The sequence below is a fragment of the Stenotrophomonas sp. YJH_SMC_40 genome, assembly GCF_059368615.1.
In genome coordinates this window covers 345,990-361,917 of record NZ_JCAFRX010000005.1, presented here as the reverse complement: position 1 = coordinate 361,917, position 15,928 = coordinate 345,990, and the positions used below count along the sequence as shown (strand labels likewise).

Below are 15,928 nucleotides of genomic sequence, written 5' to 3'. Positions count from 1 at the left end.
TACTCAGTGGGTGGACTCAACGAACATGACGATCGTAAATTCAACGCGTCCTGGCCATCAGTTCCATCCAGGCACGGTATCGTGGAAGGTGGCGCCTGGGCCGCTGGGAATCGGGTCGCAGATCACAATCGTGGGCGATGGCTCCGGGCCCAATCCGATACTCAACGATGCGCTTGGTTTCCTGATTTTTGGCCCTGCGGCGACGTTGGCCGCCACACTCTGCATACTTGGACCTCGATGATGGTGAGGCTCCTGACAGCGCTACTTCTGATTGGAGCGGGACTTGGATTCTCTGGCGGCGCATGGGCTGTAGGAAAACGGCCCTTCAAGATGATCCAGTTCTGCGTGCATGACCAAGAGGGCATGAAACGGTTCAAGCAGACCCTCAGCGCCATTGCCCAGGACGAAAAGATGCAGTTCTTTGATGGCAGCGCGGAATTGGATCGCCAGCTTGCCAGGTCAAAGGTGGACGTGAAGCGCCCTGTCGTCTACGTCGGAGTGAAGCGGGAAGATGGCTCGGGACTGGAGGCGGGGAACCTCGGATTGGATCGCTTCGAGATAGCCATCGGCTTCTCTGAAGGGAAGATGCCCGCCGAGGCACGGTCATTCTCTGTTCGCGTCGAACGCACCTTGGCCGAGCGCTGGAATGTACACGCGATTCCAGCAGACAAGGGCGCTACGCCGCTGGCATGTCGGGCGGGAAGGCCGCAATCGGTTGGGCCATGAAGGAGTCAATGTCGGATGATGGAAGGAGCAGTCTGATCGTCCACTGCCATCACGGGTCGACCTGCAACCGCCCCACCGCCTGCGCGCACAACGACTGGCAGGCCATGACCAATCCCTCCATCACCCGGTCGCCCACGTACTCTTCCGGTTCGCCGTTCTGCCGCGTGCGTTCCGCCGCCAGCAGCATTTCCAGCACCACCCGCAACCCGCTCAACGCACAATCGGCATCGGCCAGAGCCAGGCAGCGCCCGGGCAGCTGGTGCCGCTCCGGCCAGGGTTGTCCGTCGGCCGCCGCACCAGAGCCGATGCGGTTGAGGTTGGCAATGAAGGTGTTCCTGTCCACAGCCGGCGCAGCCTGTGGCGAACCGTCGCCGCGGGCGGTGCTGCGGTAGGCATGCAGATGCGGGAAGTCCGATTCGTTCATGGCAAGGCTCCGTGCAGGGCAATCGGTAGCCGCCACCCGAAAGGTGGCGGGCGGTACGTGGTTCGAATCCGGGTTGGCTTCAAGCCGGCGGGCGCGAACGCCCCCAACGCACCGCCCGCCATAGCCGGCAGACGGATTGCCAGCCGGCGCCACGCATGGTGACGCCGGCTGGCAAGCGCACTTACTCAAAGCCAACACGGGATTCGAAGCCCGGCCACCCTTTTCCGGTGGCACGCCATCTGAGCCCGTGGCGCTGTGCAATGCCAATCAGAAGAGTTGCAAAGATCACTCGATTGGAGACGCTTTCGGCATTCTCCCACGCTGTTAAGCACTGCCAGCACAGGCTGGCGCGGTGATCCGCCCGCACCGTGCAATCTGCGACAGGTGTCGAGGTTGGAAGGAGGAAGGGGGCGGGTGGGGAGGGGCGATGGCGACAGGGATAACAGGACCGGTAGCGCCGGGCCATGCCCGGCGGAATCCTCCATGTTCATGCGCCGTCGGCTCGCCGGGCGTGGCCCGGCGCTACCGATTCCGTTGTTCCTTGACGTTCCCAGCCACCAAGCGCAGGCTTGTTCAGCACGTTTCCTAAACAGAAGGAGACTTATGACCGCGACCGCTTCGCTGCACCCAACCCCCGACACTCAGGGCCGTTCCCGCCTTTGGAGTGTTTTCTGGCTGCAGGGCGTCATTCCCAGCAATATTCTGTGGGCGGTGGCCCTCTGGGCCCTGGCCAACCAGCGCACCCCGCTGCTGCTGGGGGTATTTGCCGTGCTGCTGCTCTATACCGGCTGGATCATCCCGGCGGTCTGGCGGGCGGCGCCCGCCGCGCACAACCCCAACCTGGGCGTGGCGGCGCGCGGGCTGACCGTGGCCTGGGGGCTGAACACTGTGCTGGTGATCTTCTTTCTGACCCTGCAGCTGGTGGCTCAATAGAACTGAACAGGCTCGCCGCCCCGGTCGAAGGCGGCGAAGCGGCTGATCTGACCGTCGTGGATGGCGTTGACCATCAGCTTCAGCGGGCGCGCGGCTTCGTCGCTGTTGGGTGCGAAACCACCTCTGCCATCCAGTGCCGCCACGAACACCAGGTCCCAGTCGATGCCGGTGGTGGTCGACTCGGCCGCCAGCGCCTGGAAGCTGGGCACCTCGTCCGGCAGCTTGTCCACGCACAGCACCGGCGACAGGGTGCCGCCCTCGCGGCGGTCATGCCGGTCGCGCTGGTCACCGGTGGGCGATTCGGGCAGCTCGGCGCGCACGAATACGAACAGCAAGCGTTGCGGTTCAGCCTGCTGGCCGGCGGCATGCAGCAGTTGCTGGAAATCGTTCATCATCATGAGGGTTGTCACACGCCCGCTGCACGGAAAGCCGCATGCTGCCATAACGCCTGCCGCGCGGGGCCGAAGACGATTGATTTAAGTCATGCCCATGGAACTGAAGGCCGCGTACTCTGGCAATCGTTCCAGCAGGCGAGGGTATCCGGGCCGTTCCGGGCACAGGCAAGACGGTGGAGCAACAAGGTGGACCAGCCATGAGCCAACTCACCGACGGTTTCGGACGCAGCTTTCCGTACCTGCGCCTGTCGTTGACCGAAGCCTGCAACTTCCGTTGCAGCTACTGCCTGCCCAACGGTTACCAGGCCGATGGCCGCCCGCGCTTCCTGCAGGTGGATGAAATCGCGCGTCTGGTGCGTGCGTTTGCCGCGCTGGGCATGAGCAAGATCCGCCTGACGGGTGGCGAGCCCAGCCTGCGCAAGGACCTGGATGAGATCATCGCCACCGTGGCGGCGGTGCCGGGCATCCGCAAGGTGGCCATCACCACCAACGGCACGCTGCTGCCGCGGCGCCTGCCGGGGTGGCACCGCGCCGGCCTGACCGCGCTGAACGTGAGCATGGACAGCCTGCAGCGCGAACGCTTCAGGACCATCACCGGGCATGACCGCCTGCCGGAGATCGAACAGGGCCTGGCCTTGGCGCAGGCGCTGGGCCTGCCGACGATCAAGCTCAACGCGGTGCTGCTGCGTGGCCTGAACGACGACGAGCTGCCGCAGTGGATGGACTACCTGCGCGATCGTCCCTTCAGCGTGCGCTTCATCGAACTGATGCGCACCGGCGACAACGAAGCCTATTTCCAGCGCCACCACCTGCGCGCCGACGTGGTGATCGAGCAGCTGCTGGCGGCTGGCTGGCACGAACGGCCGCGCGCCGCCGATGCCGGTCCGGCGCGCGAGTTCGGCCACCCTGACCATCGCGGCAGCATCGGCATCATCGCCCCGTATTCACGCGACTTCTGCAAGGGCTGCAACCGCCTGCGGGTGACCGCCAAGGGCGACCTGCGGCTGTGCCTGTTCGGCGAGTTCGGCGTGCCGCTGCGCCCGCTGCTGCAGAGCGACGATGACCATGACGCACTGCTGGCACGCATCACCACACAGCTTGGCCTGAAAGCGGCCGGGCATGGACTGCACCAGGGCCAGACCGGGCTGACCCCGCACCTGGCCTCCATCGGAGGATGAGCAACACGATGAGTGGGGAATTGAATGCGGCCTTCCATATGGCCGATGTCCGCAACAAGCGCATCACCCGCCGACGTGCGGTGGCGGTGGGCGAGCTGCATGCCGGTCCAGTGGCCTATCCGCTGATCGTCGAGCGCCGCCTGCCCAAGGGCGATGCGCTGGTGATGGCCGAGATTGCCGGCCTGCAGGGCGCCAAGATGGCCTCGATGCTGATGCCGCTGTGCCATCCGCTGCCGCTGGAACTGGTGCAGGTGTTCTGCGCGCCGGTACCGGAACGGCAGGCGATCCGCGTGTGGTGCGAGTGCGCCAGCGAGGCGCGCACCGGCGTGGAGATGGAGGCACTGGCCGGCGTCAACGCGGCGCTGCTTACCCTGTACGACCTGAGCAAGCCGGTGGAACCGGCCCTGCGCATCGAAGGCATCCGCCTGCTGTTCAAGGAAGGCGGCAAGCGCGGTGTCTGGCTGCACCCCGACGGCATGGACGATGCCGAGCGCACGCGTTTCAAGCCGCGTGCGCCGAAGGGCCTGGAGGGCGCGGCCTGCGCGGTGATCACGCTGAGCGATCGCGCCAGCGACGGTACCTATGAGGATATCTCTGGCCCGACCCTGGTGACCGGCCTGAAAAAGCTGGGCGGCGAGGTGGTGGCCGCTGAGGTGTTGCCCGATGGCATCGAGCCATTGGCGGGCCGCCTGCAGGCCTTGGCCGCCGAGGGCGTGCGCCTGTGCCTGTGTACCGGTGGTACCGGGCTGGGCCCGCGTGACCTGACCCCGGAGGCGCTGCGTTCCCTGAACGCGCGGCCGGTACATGGCCTGGCGCAGATGGTGCGGGCACTGAGTGCACAGCACACGCCGATGGCCTGGCTGAGCCGCGCCGAGGTGGTGCAGCTGGGCAACATGCTGGTGTTCGCACTGCCCGGCAGCCCGAAGGCGGCGGCGCAGTGCCTGGACATCCTGGCGCCGGTACTGGGCCATGCCCTGGCGATGGTCGAGGGTGGTGGCCACTGATGATTGCCTACAGCGAAGCCCTGCAGCACCTGCTGGACGCAGCCACGCCGCTGCCGGCCGAGCGCCTGCCGCTGCATGAGGCCGGCGGCCGTACCCTGGCCAGTGACATCCACAGCGGGCAGTCGTTGCCGCCGTTCGACAACTCGGCGATGGACGGCTTCGCGCTGCGCGCCAACGGCGCGGCGTTCGAGGCCGGTACCGAATTCGCGGTGCAGGGCTGGCAGGCGGCCGGCGATGCCGGCGCCGAAGGCGGCGAGGGTGCATGGGAAATCATGACCGGTGCACGTATGCCGTCCGGGCTGGATACGGTGGTGCCGGTCGAGAACGTGGAGATCCTCGCCAGCGAGGAGGGACGCCCGACCCGCATCGCCTTGAAGGCATCGGTGAAGCCGGGCCAGCATGTGCGCCTGCGCGGCCAGGACGTGAGCGAAGGCGAGCGCGTGCTGCAGGCCGGGCAGGTGCTGGATATCAATGCGCGCACCCTGCTGCATGCCATCGGCGTGGGCCAGGTGGCGGTGGTGGCGCGGCCGAAGGCGGCAGTGATCGCCACCGGCAAGGAGTTGGTGACCGAGGCGGCGCAGGCGCTGGAATCCGGCCAGATCCGTGACAGCAACCGGCCGTATCTGGTCGGCCGCCTGCAGGCCGCCGGTGCCGAGGTGGTCTGGCAGGGCGCGGTGGGCGACGACGTGGCCGCGTTCAATGCGGTGCTGGATGAAGCGCTGGCCGCTGGCGCGCAGGTGCTGATCAGCACCGGCGCGGTGTCGGCCGGGCGCTACGATTTCGTTCCCGATGCGCTGCGCGGCCGTGGTGCGCGCATCGTCTTCCACAAGGTGGCCATCCGCCCGGGCAAGCCGCTGCTGTTCGCGGTGCTGCCCAATGGCGCACTGTACTTTGGCCTGCCGGGCAACCCTGTGTCGGCGGCCGTGGGCCAGCGTTTCTTCGTCGAGCCGGTGCTGCGCCGCCTGTTGGGGCTGGCGCCGGAGCTCATGTTGCAGCTGCCGCTGCAGGCCGACGTGCGCAAGCCGCCGGGCCTGCGCTTCCACGCGCGTGCGCGGGTGGAAATGGATGGGCAGGGGCGCCTGAGCGCGCGCGTGCTGTCCGGGCAGGAGTCGTTCCGTTTGATGTCCATGCTGCAGGCCAACGCCTGGGTGGTGCTGGAGGCCGAGGGAGACCTGGCCAGCGCTGGCACCTTCGTGCGCGTGCAAGGCTGGGGTCACCACGAACCGGTGCAGCTGGTGAGCCAGGAGTCATGATGAAACAGGTGAATCTGCAGTTGTTCGGTGCGTTTTCCGATCTGGATGCCAGCCGCGAGATCGCCGTGGATGTGGCCGGTGGCACCGTGGCCGATCTGCGCCAGGCGCTGCGCGAGTTGCTGCCGGTGCGTTGGCCGGGTTTCCGTGCCGGCCTGCTGGATTATTCGGCGTTCGCCGACCAGCAACGCGTGCTGCGCGACCACGAGGCGCTGCCCGACGATGGCCGGGTGGCGATCCTGCCGCCGGTGAGCGGGGGCTGAGCGATGAGCGGGAAGATCATCGCGAAGGTGGTGGACCGCGCGCAGGCGGCGATCGATCCGGCCGAGGGCATCGCCGCGGTCTCCGATCCAGGCTTCGGTGGCATCGACGTGTTCATCGGCAAGGTGCGCGACGTCAACATCGGCCGGCCGGTGACCGGGATCACCTACGACCTGTTCGAGCCGCTGGTGTTGAACGAGTTCAAGCGCCTGGCCGCCGAGGTCGAGGCGACGTTTGGTCCGAAGCTGAAGCTGTATGTGGCCCACGCCAAGGGCCGGTTGGGCATTGGCGATGTGGCGGTGGTGGTGGCTGCCGGCAGCCCGCACCGGGACGAGGCGTTCCGGGCCTGCCGGCAGTTGATCGAGGTGGTCAAGCACCAGTGCCCGATCTGGAAGCAGGAGCATTACGAGGACGGCGACAGCGAGTGGAGCGAGGGCTGCAGCCTGTGTCACGTGGACAGCGAACCCGGACATGCCGATGACCATGCGCATGATCATCAACATTGATGCCGACGCAGCCACGCATGGCGTGGCTCTACTGCGATGAGCATCAACGGCATCGTACTGGCCGGTGGCCTGTCCAGCCGGATGGGTCGCGACAAGGCACTGCTGCCGTGGCAGGGCCGCACGCTGCTGGAACACATGCGTGGCCTGTTGATGCAGGCTGGCGCCGAATGGGTATGGGTAAGCGGTGACTATCCGACCTTCGGTGGCATCCCCGATCAGGTTGCGCGCTGCGGCCCACTGGGAGGGTTGCACAGCGTGATGCAGCAGATGCCCGACAGCCAGGCCTGGGTGGTGGCGGTGGACACGCCGTTGCTGGCACCGCGGCTGCTGCAACGGCTGGCTGGCGAGGGTCTGGGCGCATGCACGATCTTTGACGGGCATCCCTTTCCCATGCTGTTGAATGTGGACAATGCCACTCGTAGCGTGCTGGCCGCGATGCTGGATGATGCGGAAGGGCCGCGCTCTGTACAGGCGTTCCAGCGTCGCCTGCAGATGCACGTGCTGGCGCTTGAAAGCGTTGACGAAGCCTGCCTGGTCAACTGCAATACCCCCGAACAATGGGAGGATGTTGCGTCATGAAAGTGCAGTTGCAGGACCAATCGGTACGGCTTCGCCTGGACGAGGCCGAACTGGCTCGCCTGCTGGCCGGTGAATCGGTCGAGAACATGACCCGCTTCGGCGGCATTGAAGGTTGGGGCATGGCGGTCTCGCTGCATGGCGGCGAGCAACCGGTACTGCTCGATGGTGGCACCTTCTGCCGCCTGGTACTGCCGCGCTCGGCAGTTGAGGCCTTGGCGGCACGGCTGCCGTGCCGGGATGGCCTGCCATTCGACATTGCCCTGGAAGATGGCAGCCAGCTTCAGCTGCAGTTCGATGTGGACGTGCGCGATAGCGTGCGCCAGCGCGGAGTCACGCGCCGCAATACCGCTTCATCGGTTTGACATTTGTCAGGGGCAGGGTGGAAACCGGCTCCTGATTGATCCAGATCAACCCCGTCGTAGTTGCTGCACGGCCTAATGGCTGCATGACGACGGGTCACAACTTGAAAGCAGTACCCACGTCATTCCACAGCCTTGGAGCCATGTATGACCGTCGGTAGCGATCCTGTTGTCCGCAGCACTGCCCGTCCGGGTCGCGTCATCAGCGACTGGACGCCGGAGGACCCCGGCTATTGGGAGCGCACCGGCAAGCGGGTTGCCACCCGCAACCTGGTCATTTCGATCCCCTCGCTGCTGCTGGCCTTCTCGGTCTGGGTGCTGTTCTCGGCGGTGTCGATCAGCCTGCCGAAGATCGGCTTCAACTTCAGTACCGACCAGCTGTTCTGGCTGGTGGCGCTGCCCAGCCTGTCCGGCGCAACCCTGCGCATCTTCTATTCGTTCGTGATCCCGATCTTCGGCGGCCGCCGCTGGACCGCGCTGTCCACCGCGTCGCTGCTGGCGCCGACGCTCTGGCTCGGCTTTGCGGTGCAGGACCCGGCCACGCCGTACTGGGTGTTCGTGGCCATCGCGATCCTGTGTGGCTTCGGCGGCGCGAACTTCTCGTCGTCGATGTCCAACATCTCCTTCTTCTACCCCAAGCAGAAGCAGGGCCTGGCGCTGGGCCTGAACGCCGGCCTGGGCAATGTGGGCGTGTCGGTGGCGCAGGCGGTGATCCCGCTGGTCATCACCGTAGGCGTGTTCGGTGCGCTGGGTGGTGCACCGCAGCCCGCGGTGGAGGGTGGGGCACCGCTGTTCCTGCAGAACGCCGGCTTCATCTGGGTGCCGGCCATCGCGCTGTGCGCCATCGCGGCCTGGTTCGGCATGAACGACCTGACCAGCGCCCGCTCGTCGTTCTCCGAGCAGGCGGTGATCTTCCGCCGCAAGCACAACTGGCTGATGTGCTGGTTGTACATCGGCACCTTCGGTTCCTACATCGGTTTCTCGGCCGGCTTCCCGATGCTGGTGAAGAGCCAGTTCCCGGACGTGAACCCGCTGGCCTACGCCTTCATCGGCCCGCTGCTGGGCGCGCTGATGCGTTCGGTGGGCGGCAGCATGGCCGACCGCTGGGGTGGCGCCCGCCTGACCTTCTGGGTGTTCGCGCTGATGATCGCGGCGGTGTTCGGCGTGCTGCACTTCCTGCCCAGCCATGGCCAGGGCGGCAACTTCCATGGCTTCCTGCTCAGCTTCATGGCGCTGTTCGTGCTCAGTGGCATCGGCAACGGCACCACCTTCCGCATGATCCCGGTGATCTTCCGCACCCTGCATGAGCGCTGGTCGGCCAACGACAACGCCGAGGGCAAGGCCACGGCCGCACACCAGGCCAGCATCGAGTCGGCCGCGGTGGTCGGTTTCTCCGGTGCGATCGGTGCCTACGGCGGTTTCTTCATTCCCAAGAGCTACGGCTCGTCCATTACGTTGACCGGCAGCCCCGACATGGCGCTGTACGGATTCGTTGTTTTCTATGTCACCTGCCTGGCCGTGACCTGGTGGTGGTACTACCGGCGCGGTGCCGAGACACCCTGCTGACGACATGAAAACGCACCGCAGCCAGATGACACACACAGCCACGATGCCGATGTCCGCAAAGGGAGATCCCCGATGAGTTATTTCCTCGATCGCTTGCAGTTCTTCAAGCGTGACCCCCAGACCTTTGCCGATGGCCATGGTTTTGCCAAGAGCGAGGGCCGCGACTGGGAAAACAGTTACCGCGCCCGCTGGCAGTACGACAAGATCGTACGTTCCACACACGGCGTGAACTGCACCGGCTCCTGCAGCTGGAAGATCTACGTCAAGAACGGCCTGGTCACCTGGGAAACCCAGCAGACCGATTATCCGCGCACGCGCCCGGACCTGCCCAACCATGAACCACGTGGCTGCCCGCGTGGCGCCAGCTATTCCTGGTACCTGTACAGCGCCAACCGGCTGAAGTACCCGCTGATCCGCGGCACGCTGCTGCGCCTGTGGCGCGAAGCCCGCAAGAGCAAGGCCCCGGTCGATGCCTGGGCCAGCATCGTGGAGGACAAGGAGAAGGCGCGCTCGTACAAGACCCGCCGCGGCATGGGTGGCTTTGTGCGCCTGCAGTGGGAAGAGGCCAACGAGATCATCGCCGCCTCCAACCTGTATACGGTGAAGCAGTACGGCCCGGACCGCGTGGTCGGCTTCTCGCCGATTCCGGCGATGTCGATGGTGTCCTACGCTGCCGGTGCGCGATACCTGTCGCTGCTGGGTGGCGCCTGCCTGTCCTTCTACGACTGGTACTGCGACCTGCCGCCGGCCTCGCCGCAGATATGGGGCGAGCAGACCGACGTGCCCGAGTCGGCCGACTGGTACAACAGCCGCTACATCATCGCCTGGGGCTCGAACGTGCCGCAGACGCGTACGCCCGATGCACATTTCTTCACCGAGGCGCGCTACAACGGCACCAAGACGGTGGCGATCTGCCCGGACTATTCCGAGCTGGCCAAGCTGACCGACCACTGGCTGCACCCCAAGCAGGGCACCGACGCGGCGCTGGCCTTTGCCTTCGGCCATGTGATCCTGCGCGAGTTCCATGTCGATTCGCCCTCGCAGTATTTCCAGGACTACTGCCGCCAGTACTCGGACATGCCGATGCTGGTGCGCCTTGAGCGCCGCGACGATGGCCGCCTGGTGGCGGGCCGCTTCCTGCGTGCCAGTGAGCTGGGCGGACTGGGTGAAGCCAACAACCCGGACTGGAAGACCCTGGCCTACGACGAGAACAGTGGCCAGATCGTGGTGCCCAATGGCTCCATCGGTTTCCGCTGGGGTGAAAAGGGCCGCTGGAACATCGAAGAGAAGGCCAGCAATGGCGCCGACACACGCCTGCGCCTGAGCTTGTCCGACGCCAACGACGGCATCGAGGCGGTGAGCTTCCCGTACTTCGGTGGCATTGAAAGCGACGGCTGGACTGCCGCGCCGGCCGAAGACGTACTGGACCGCAACATTCCGGTGCGCCGGCTGGTCACGGTCGACGGCGGCGAGACGCTGGTGGCCACGGTCTACGACCTGCTGCTGGCCCAGTACGGCGTGGACCGTGGCTTTGGCGGCGGCAACGTGGCATCGAGCTTCGATGACATGGTGCCGGGCACGCCGGCGTGGCAGGAGCGCATCACCGGCGTGTCGCGCGCCGAGGTGATCGAGATCGCCCGCGAGTTCGCGCGTACCGCCGACAAGACCCATGGCCGTTCGATGATCATCGTCGGCGCGGGCATGAACCACTGGTTCCACAACGACATGAACTACCGCGGCCTGATCAACATGCTGATCATGTGCGGTTGCGTGGGCCAGACCGGTGGCGGCTGGGCGCATTACGTGGGCCAGGAAAAGCTGCGCCCGCAGACCGGCTGGCAGCCGCTCGCGTTCGGGCTGGACTGGAGCAAGCCGCCGCGCCACATGAACGGCACCTCGTTCTTCTACTTCAACACCGGGCAGTGGCGCTACGAGAAGCTGCAGGTGGACGAGCTGCTGTCGCCGCTGGCCGATGCCAGCAAGTACGGCGGCAGCCTGGCTGACCTGAACCTGCGCGCGGTGCGCATGGGCTGGCTGCCGAGCACCCCGCAGCTCGACCGCAACCCGCTGCAGCTGGTACGCGAGGCCGAAGCGGCCGGCGTGGCCCCGGCGGACTACGCGCTGGGCAAGTTCAAGGACGGCTCGCTGGACTTCGCCTTCGCCGACCCGGACGCCAGCCAGAACCACCCGCGCATGATGTTCATCTGGCGCTCGAACCTGCTCGGTTCCTCGGGCAAGGGCCATGAGTACATGCTGCGGCACCTGCTGGGTACGCGCCACGGGCTGCAGGGCAAGGACCTGGGCGAAATGGGCGCAGTGAAGCCGCAGGAGGTGAAGTGGCGCGACGAGGCGCCGGAAGGCAAGCTGGACCTGCTGGTCACGCTCGACTTCCGAATGTGCACCACCGCGCTGTACTCGGACATCGTGCTGCCGACCGCGACCTGGTACGAGAAGGACGATCTCAATACCTCGGACATGCACCCCTTCATCCACCCGCTGTCCAAGGCGGTGGACCCTGCGTGGGAATCGCGCAGTGACTGGGACATCTTCAAGGAGGTGGCCCGCACCGTGAGCGAGATGGCGCCGGGCGTGCTGGGTGTGGAGAAGGACCTGGTGCTGGTGCCGACCCTGCACGACACCCCCAACGAGCTGGGCATGCCGTTCGGCGTGGCCGACTGGAAGAAGGGCGAGTGCGAGGCCATTCCGGGCCAGACCATGCCGTCGATGACGGTGGTGGAGCGTGACTACCCGAACCTGTACCGCAAGTTCACCTCGCTCGGCCCGCTGCTGGACAAGCAGGGCAACGGCGGCAAGGGCATGAGCTGGGATACCAGGCACGAGGTCGAGTTCCTCGGCAAGTTGAACCACACCGTGCACGAAGAAGGCGTAAGCCAGGGCCGCCCGGCCATCTCGACCGCGATCGACGCGGCCGAAGTGATCCTGCATCTGGCGCCGGAAACCAACGGCCACGTGGCAGTGAAGGCGTGGGAATCGCTGGGCACCTTCACCGGCCGGGAGCACACTCACCTGGCAGTGGGCAAGGAGCACGAGGCGATCCGCTTCCGTGACATCCAGGCACAGCCGCGCAAGATCATTTCCTCGCCGATCTGGTCGGGCCTGGAAGATGACAACGTCAGCTACAACGCCGGCTATACCAACGTGCACGAGCTGATTCCGTGGCGCACGGTGACCGGTCGCCAGCAGTTCTACCAGGACCACGAGTGGATGATCGACTTCGGCGAGGCCTTCATGAGCTACCGGCCGCCGGTCAACACGCGCACGGTGGAGCCGCTGCTGAACCAGCGCCCGAACGGCAACAAGGAGATCGTGCTGAACTGGATCACCCCGCACCAGAAGTGGGGCATCCACAGCACCTACAGCGACAACCTGATCATGCAGACACTGTCGCGTGGCGGCCCGATCGTGTGGATCAGCGAGGACGACGCGCGCAGTGCCGGCATCGTCGACAACGACTGGATCGAGCTGTTCAACGTCAACGGCGCGATTGCCGCGCGTGCGGTGGTCAGCCAGCGCGTGATGCCGGGCATGGCGATGATGTACCACGCCCAGGAACGCATCATCAACGTGCCGGGCTCGGAGATTTCCGGCACCCGTGGTGGTATCCACAACTCGGTGACCCGCATCGTGCTCAAGCCGACCCACATGATCGGTGGCTACGCGCAGCTGGCCTATGGCTTCAACTACTACGGCACCTGCGGTACCAACCGCGATGAGTTCGTGATCGTGCGCAAGATGGACAAGGTGGATTGGCTAGATGGCGAGGCCGTACCGGCCGCCGCCAAGGAGGTGGTGTGATGAAGGTCCGTGCACAGATCGCGATGGTGCTGAACCTGGACAAGTGCATCGGCTGCCACACCTGCTCGATCACCTGCAAGAACGTCTGGACCTCGCGCGAGGGCGTCGAGTACGCCTGGTTCAACAACGTGGAAACCAAGCCGGGCATCGGTTACCCGAAGGAATGGGAAAACCAGGACAAGTGGAATGGCGGCTGGGTGCGCACCCGCGCCGGCAAGCTGGTGCCGCGTGCCGGTGGCCGCTGGCGCATGCTGGCCAAGATCTTCGCCAACCCGGACCTGCCGCAGATCGACGACTACTACGAGCCGTTCGATTTCGACTACCAGAACCTGCATACCGCCAAGGACAGCCAGCACCAGCCGACCGCGCGGCCGCGTTCGCTGATCAGTGGCGAGCGCATGCAGAAGATCGAGTGGGGCCCAAACTGGGAGGAGATCCTCGGTTCGGAGTTCAGCAAGCGCTCGCGCGACTACAACTTCGACCAGGTGCAGAAGGAGATCTACGGCGCCTTCGAGAAGACCTTCATGATGTACCTGCCGCGCCTGTGCGAGCACTGCCTGAACCCGGCGTGCGTGTCGGCGTGCCCGTCGGGTGCGATCTACAAGCGCGAGGAAGATGGCATCGTGCTGATCGACCAGGACAAGTGCCGCGGTTGGCGCATGTGCGTGTCGGCCTGCCCGTACAAGAAGATCTACTACAACTGGAAGAGCGGCAAGTCGGAGAAGTGCATCTTCTGCTATCCGCGCATCGAGATGGGTGAGCCGACCGTGTGCTCGGAAACCTGCGTGGGCCGCATCCGCTACCTGGGCGTGATGCTGTACGACGCCGATCGCATCGCCGAGGCCGCCTCGGTGCCGGCCGAGAAGGACCTGTACCAGGCCCACCTGGATATCTTCCTGGACCCGAACGATCCGGCGGTGATCGCTGCCGCGCGCAAGGAAGGCATCCCGGACAGCTGGCTGGATGCGGCCAAGCAGTCGCCGGTGTACAAGCTGGCCATCGACTGGAAGCTGGCGCTGCCGCTGCACCCGGAATACCGCACGTTGCCGATGGTCTGGTACGTGCCACCGCTGTCGCCGATCCAGTCCGCCGCCGAGCGTGGCCGTGTGGGCATGAGCGGCGAACTGCCGGACGTTGCGTCGCTGCGCATCCCGATGCGCTACCTGGCCAACCTGCTGACGGCCGGTGACGAGGCGCCGGTGGTACGCGCGCTGGAACGGCTGATGGCCATGCGTGCCTGGCGCCGGGCCAAGAACGTGGACGGCGTGGAAGACACCGCGGTACTGGAGCAGACCGGGCTGAGCATCGCCCAGGTGGAGGAGATGTACCGCTACCTGGCCATCGCCAACTACGAGGACCGTTTCGTGATTCCGACCGGCCACCGCGAGTACGCCAACGATGCCTTCGGCGAGCGCGGCGGCTGCGGCTTCACCTTCGGCAACGGCTGCAATGGTGACAGCCCGGCCGACCTGTTTGGCCAGCGCAAGAGCACCACCTTCGTGGTCGACAACGGTCCCAACCACCGCCGCAAGGAGGTGGTCTGATGAGCGTGCTCAAGCTGGTCGGGGTGCTGCTGGACTACCCCCGCGAGGAACTGTGGGAGCACGGCGAGGAACTGCTCGCCGCCTGTGACGACCCGGCGCTGAACGCCACCCGCCGCCAGCAGCTGCGCAGCTTCGTGCAGCAGCTGCTGGCCACCGATGCGCTGGATGCGCAGGCGGCGTGGCTGGCCAGTTTCGACCGCGGCCGCTCGATGAGCCTGCTGCTGTTCGAGCACATCCATGGCGAGTCGCGCGACCGCGGCCAGGCCATGGTCGACCTGGTCGAAACCTACCGCCGCAACGGCTTCGAACTGGATGCCCGCGAGCTGCCGGACTACCTGCCGCTGCTGCTGGAGTTCCTGGCCCATCGCCCCGGCAGCGAGGCCCGCGAGTGGCTGCACCACATCGGCCATATCGCCGGGATGCTGGCGGCGCGTGCCGCCGAGCGTGAGCTGCCGCACCGGGCGCTGTTCGAGATCCTGGTCGAAGCCGGTGATGGCAAGGCCGATCTGCAGGCGCTGCGCCAGCGTGCCAGCGAGGAAGTCCGCGACGATACCGCCGAGGCCATGGATCGCTTGTGGGAGGAGGAGGCGGTGCGCTTCGGCGCCGAAGCCCCCGCCGAAGACTGCAAGCCGCCCGTGCGTTCGCCGGCCCGTCCTTCGCATCGAGAGGTCCAGCCATGAGTTACTCCCTGCATCAATTCGCCTTCCAGTACTACCCGTACATCGCCGTGGCGGTGCTGCTGATCGGCAGCTGGGCCCGCTATGACAAGGCCATGTACACCTGGCGCACCGGCTCCAGCCAGATGCTGTCGGACAAGGGCATGCGGATCGGCAGCAACTGCTTCCACATCGGCATCCTGGCCATCCTCGGTGGCCATCTGGTCGGCCTGCTGACCCCGCACGCGGTGTACGAGCACTTCATCACCTCCTCGCAGAAGCAGATGCTGGCGATGGTGGTTGGTGGTGTGTTCGGCGCACTGTGCTTCATCGGCATCAGCATCCTGCTGGTACGCCGCCTGTTCAACGCGCGCGTGCGGGCCACCGGCAGCTTCGGTGACACCCTGGTACTGGTGCTGCTGTTCGCGCAGCTGTGCCTGGGCCTGTACAGCATCCGCATCTCGTCCGGGCACCTGGACGGCGGGGTGATGGTGCAGCTGGCCGAGTGGGCGCAGCACATCGTGACCTTCCGCGCCGGTGCCGCTGATTACATCGAGGGCGTCAGCTGGGTCTACAAGATGCATATCTTCCTGGGCCTGACCCTGTTCCTGATCGCGCCGTTCACCCGCCTGGTGCACGTGTGGAGCATTCCGATCAGCTACCTGTGGAGGCCCTACCAGGTGGTGCGCCGCCGCCAGGCCACGCTGCGCTACGGTCCGCGGGAGTAAGCC

16 protein-coding genes are annotated in these 15,928 nt (G+C 66.0%); 14 read left to right on the top strand and 2 right to left on the bottom strand.

What is annotated here, in order from left to right; genetic code table 11:
- Positions 1 to 363: 363 nt before the first annotated feature.
- Positions 364 to 726: a hypothetical protein gene (locus AC5P6X_RS12215; protein ID WP_241900370.1), complete on the top strand. Its 363-nt coding sequence runs from the start codon at positions 364 to 366 to the stop codon at positions 724 to 726.
- Between the two features lie 49 nt (positions 727 to 775).
- Here the strand turns inward: AC5P6X_RS12215 and AC5P6X_RS12210 are convergent, their stop codons facing one another.
- On the bottom strand, positions 776 to 1,150 hold the full coding sequence (locus tag AC5P6X_RS12210) for a hypothetical protein (protein WP_099559501.1): 375 nt from the start codon (positions 1,148 to 1,150) through the stop codon (positions 776 to 778).
- A 603-nt stretch (positions 1,151 to 1,753) separates the two neighbouring features.
- On the opposite strand from AC5P6X_RS12210, the gene AC5P6X_RS12205 reads away from it, so the two are divergent.
- Positions 1,754 to 2,083, top strand: coding sequence for a hypothetical protein (locus AC5P6X_RS12205; RefSeq protein ID WP_010485292.1), 330 nt, complete (start codon positions 1,754 to 1,756; stop codon positions 2,081 to 2,083).
- Here the strand turns inward: AC5P6X_RS12205 and AC5P6X_RS12200 are convergent.
- A complete protein-coding gene (locus AC5P6X_RS12200) occupies positions 2,077 to 2,481 on the bottom strand; it encodes a ribonucleotide reductase subunit alpha (RefSeq protein ID WP_495215492.1) in 405 nt (134 codons plus the stop codon). The two genes, AC5P6X_RS12205 and AC5P6X_RS12200, sit on opposite strands and share 7 nt — an antisense overlap.
- A 194-nt stretch (positions 2,482 to 2,675) precedes the next feature.
- Here AC5P6X_RS12200 and moaA point away from each other — a divergent pair, with 194 nt between their 5' ends.
- From moaA to narI, 12 genes are all read left to right on the top strand, one after another.
- Complete coding sequence (gene moaA / locus AC5P6X_RS12195; RefSeq protein WP_049480921.1) at positions 2,676 to 3,656, top strand: GTP 3',8-cyclase MoaA; 981 nt, start codon at positions 2,676 to 2,678, stop codon at positions 3,654 to 3,656.
- Positions 3,657 to 3,664: 8 nt separating this feature from the next.
- Positions 3,665 to 4,660 carry a bifunctional molybdenum cofactor biosynthesis protein MoaC/MoaB gene (gene moaCB / locus AC5P6X_RS12190; RefSeq protein WP_071305329.1) on the top strand — a complete coding sequence of 332 codons (996 nt, stop codon included), beginning with the start codon at positions 3,665 to 3,667 and terminating at the stop codon, positions 4,658 to 4,660.
- The gene (locus tag AC5P6X_RS12185; protein WP_049455113.1) at positions 4,660 to 5,913 is read left to right on the top strand and encodes a molybdopterin molybdotransferase MoeA; all 1,254 of its coding nucleotides are present in this window, start codon (positions 4,660 to 4,662) and stop codon (positions 5,911 to 5,913) included. Before moaCB ends, AC5P6X_RS12185 begins: the two co-directional genes overlap by 1 nt.
- The gene (locus tag AC5P6X_RS12180) at positions 5,913 to 6,173 is read left to right on the top strand and encodes a MoaD/ThiS family protein (protein WP_017354494.1); all 261 of its coding nucleotides are present in this window, start codon (positions 5,913 to 5,915) and stop codon (positions 6,171 to 6,173) included. Before AC5P6X_RS12185 ends, AC5P6X_RS12180 begins: the two co-directional genes overlap by 1 nt.
- Before the next feature lie 3 nt (positions 6,174 to 6,176).
- Positions 6,177 to 6,677, top strand: coding sequence for a molybdenum cofactor biosynthesis protein MoaE (locus tag AC5P6X_RS12175; RefSeq protein ID WP_100445933.1), 501 nt, complete (start codon positions 6,177 to 6,179; stop codon positions 6,675 to 6,677).
- 36 nt (positions 6,678 to 6,713) lie between these two features.
- Positions 6,714 to 7,256 carry a molybdenum cofactor guanylyltransferase gene (gene mobA, locus AC5P6X_RS12170; protein WP_019337812.1) on the top strand — a complete coding sequence of 181 codons (543 nt, stop codon included), beginning with the start codon at positions 6,714 to 6,716 and terminating at the stop codon, positions 7,254 to 7,256.
- Entirely contained in the window at positions 7,253 to 7,618 is a 366-nt protein-coding gene (locus AC5P6X_RS12165) for a DUF7009 family protein (RefSeq protein ID WP_019337811.1), read from the top strand. Before mobA ends, AC5P6X_RS12165 begins: the two co-directional genes overlap by 4 nt.
- A 144-nt stretch (positions 7,619 to 7,762) precedes the next feature.
- A complete protein-coding gene (locus tag AC5P6X_RS12160) occupies positions 7,763 to 9,181 on the top strand; it encodes a NarK family nitrate/nitrite MFS transporter (protein ID WP_019337810.1) in 1,419 nt (472 codons plus the stop codon).
- Positions 9,182 to 9,253: 72 nt separating this feature from the next.
- Positions 9,254 to 12,997 (top strand): nitrate reductase subunit alpha, encoded by a 3,744-nt coding sequence (locus AC5P6X_RS12155; protein ID WP_019337809.1) that lies wholly within the window; start codon positions 9,254 to 9,256, stop codon positions 12,995 to 12,997.
- Positions 12,997 to 14,541 (top strand): nitrate reductase subunit beta, encoded by a 1,545-nt coding sequence (narH, locus tag AC5P6X_RS12150; protein ID WP_071305323.1) that lies wholly within the window; start codon positions 12,997 to 12,999, stop codon positions 14,539 to 14,541. Before AC5P6X_RS12155 ends, narH begins: the two co-directional genes overlap by 1 nt.
- Positions 14,541 to 15,221 carry a nitrate reductase molybdenum cofactor assembly chaperone gene (gene narJ, locus AC5P6X_RS12145; RefSeq protein WP_171954407.1) on the top strand — a complete coding sequence of 227 codons (681 nt, stop codon included), beginning with the start codon at positions 14,541 to 14,543 and terminating at the stop codon, positions 15,219 to 15,221. The genes narH and narJ overlap by 1 nt, the downstream gene beginning before the upstream one ends.
- Positions 15,218 to 15,925, top strand: coding sequence for a respiratory nitrate reductase subunit gamma (narI, locus tag AC5P6X_RS12140; protein ID WP_010485313.1), 708 nt, complete (start codon positions 15,218 to 15,220; stop codon positions 15,923 to 15,925). Before narJ ends, narI begins: the two co-directional genes overlap by 4 nt.
- Positions 15,926 to 15,928: the final 3 nt, after the last annotated feature.